The organism is Pseudomonas sp. HD6422 (assembly GCF_025377065.1).
Classification (GTDB): Bacteria; Pseudomonadota; Gammaproteobacteria; order Pseudomonadales; family Pseudomonadaceae; genus Aquipseudomonas; species Aquipseudomonas putida_U.
The window spans coordinates 1-2,383 of sequence record NZ_JAHWIW010000078.1 but is presented as its reverse complement, the minus strand read 5'-3'; the positions used below and the strand labels follow the sequence as shown (position 1 = coordinate 2,383).

Below are 2,383 nucleotides of genomic sequence, written 5' to 3'. Positions count from 1 at the left end.
GTAAGCGTCCGGCGAACTCACCTTCCGAACTCCAGCATTAAGGGCGATGGTGTCCGCGTATTTTTAAGCGGACGCGATCACCCTCATCGCCAGGATTTCCATGCGCCAACGAAGCTCTTATCCGAAACCGTTCAAAGCCCAGGTCGTTCAGGAATGCCTGCAACCTGGCGCAACCGTGTCCAGTGTCGCCATCAACCACGGCATCAATGCCAACGTCATCCGCAAATGGCTGCCGCTCTATCGAGATCAGCCCGCAGCGGCTTCACTACCAGCTTTCGTCCCGCTAAAAGCCGCACCTAAACGGCCAGTCGAAGCGTCAGTGATCATCGAGTTGCCCGTGGCCGGGCAAGTGATCACGGTGAAATGGCCAGCCTCGGATCCCGAGGGTTGTGCGCAATTTATTCGGGCTGTGGCTCAATGATCCGCATCGATGCCATCTGGCTGGCCACCGAGCCGATGGATATGCGCGCCGGCACCGAGACGGCATTAGCCCGGGTGATTGCGGTGTTCGGTGCGGCGAAGCCGCACTGCGCTTATCTGTTCGCCAATCGCCGGGCTACCCGGATGAAAGTGCTGGTGCACGATGGCGTCGGTGTCTGGCTTGCCGCGCGGCGCCTGAACCAAGGCAAGTTCCACTGGCCCGGCATTCGCCACGGGTGCGAGGTCGAACTCGACAGCGAACAACTCCAGGCGTTGGTGCTGGGCCTGCCGTGGCAGCGCGTCGGCTCAGGCGGCGTGATCAGCATGCTGTAACCGCCGGCCATTTGGCCGGTCTACTTGTCGTCGCCCCGCGCCTGCTCTGGCACAATCGGTGGCATGACTTTCTCGCCCAACCTCGACCAGATGACCCCGGAACAGCTTCGTGCTTTGGCGGCACAGGCGTTGCAATTGCAATCCCAGGTCGAGGCGATGAGCAGGAAGATTCAGAACGATGAAATCCTCATCGAACAGTTCAAGTTCGAAATCGCCCTGCTCAAACGGCACAAGTTTGCCAAGCGCAGCGAGCAAATCAGCCCGGCGCAAAGCAGCTTGCTGGATGACCTGCTCGACACAGACCTTGAAGCTATCGAGGCCGAGCTAAAACAGCTTCTCCCAGATGCGCCACAGGCCGAACCACGGCAATCCCCGAAACGTGCGCCTTTGCCGCCGCAGTTTCCACGCACGGTGATTCGTCACGAACCCGAAAACACCCAGTGCGTCTGTGGCTGCCAACTTCAACGCATCGGCGAAGACGTCAGCGAGAAGCTGGATTACACGCCGGGCGTGTTTACCGTCGAGCAACATGTGCGGGGCAAATGGGCCTGTCGCCAGTGCGAAACCCTGATCCAGGCACCGGTGCCAGCCCAGGTTATCGACAAAGGTATCCCGACCGCAGGTTTGTTGGCCCACGTGATGGTGGCCAAGTTTGCCGATCACTTGCCGCTGTACCGGCAGGAGAAAATCTTTGGCCGCGCCGGGCTGGCAATTGCTCGCTCGACCCTGGCCCAGTGGGTCGGACAAACCGGCGTGCGGCTTCAGCCACTGGTCGATGCACTGCGTGAAGCCGTGCTGAACCAGGGCGTGATCCACGCTGATGAAACACCGGTGCAAATGCTTGCGCCAGGCGAGAAGAAAACCCACCGGGCCTATGTCTGGGCCTACAGCACGACGCCGTTTTCAGCGCTCAAAGCGGTGGTTTACGACTTCAGCCCAAGCCGTGCTGGCGAACATGCGCGCAACTTCCTAGGTGACTGGAACGGCAAGCTGGTCTGCGACGACTTCGCTGGCTACAAAGCCGGTTTCGAACAAGGCATCACTGAAATCGGCTGCATGGCCCACGCCCGGCGCAAGTTCTTTGATTTGCACGTGGCGAACAAAAGTCAGCTGGCTGAACAGGCCCTGCACTCGATCAGCGGCTTGTACGAGGTCGAACGTCAGGCGCGGGACATGAGTGATGAAGAGCGCTGGCGAGTACGACAAGAATTGGCGGTGCCGATCCTCAAAAAACTGCATGACTGGATGTTGGCTCAGCGCGACCTGGTGCCCAATGGATCAGCCACGGCCAAAGCCCTCGATTACAGCCTGAAACGCTGGGTAGCGCTGACGCGCTACCTGGATGATGGGGCTGTGCCCATCGACAACAACCAGGTCGAAAACCAGATACGGCCATGGGCACTCGGGCGCTCGAACTGGTTATTTGCGGGATCCCTGCGCAGCGGTAAGCGGGCTGCGGCAATCATGAGTTTGATCCAGTCGGCGCGCATGAATGGGCATGATCCGTATGCCTATCTAAAAGATGTGCTGACGCGGATGCCGACCCAACGGGCCAGTGAGATCGGACAGTTGCTGCCGCATCAGTGGGTGCCGGCCTGACTTACGCAAGGTGAGTTCGCCGGACGCTTAC

The 2,383-nt window shown here is 59.8% G+C and carries 3 protein-coding genes; all 3 read left to right on the top strand.

The genetic code is table 11. The annotated features are described in order from the left end of the window. Window positions 1-100 precede the first annotated feature (100 nt). Window positions 101-421 carry an IS66-like element accessory protein TnpA gene (tnpA, locus tag KY379_RS27100; RefSeq protein WP_078464875.1) on the top strand — a complete coding sequence of 107 codons (321 nt, stop codon included), beginning with the start codon at window positions 101-103 and terminating at the stop codon, window positions 419-421. Continuing rightward, on the top strand, window positions 418-753 hold the full coding sequence (gene tnpB, locus KY379_RS27095; protein WP_010792762.1) for an IS66 family insertion sequence element accessory protein TnpB: 336 nt from the start codon (window positions 418-420) through the stop codon (window positions 751-753). The genes tnpA and tnpB overlap by 4 nt, the downstream gene beginning before the upstream one ends. Before the next feature lie 63 nt (window positions 754-816). Further along, window positions 817-2,352: an IS66 family transposase gene (gene tnpC / locus KY379_RS27090; RefSeq protein WP_261242700.1), complete on the top strand. Its 1,536-nt coding sequence runs from the start codon at window positions 817-819 to the stop codon at window positions 2,350-2,352. Window positions 2,353-2,383 lie beyond the last annotated feature (31 nt).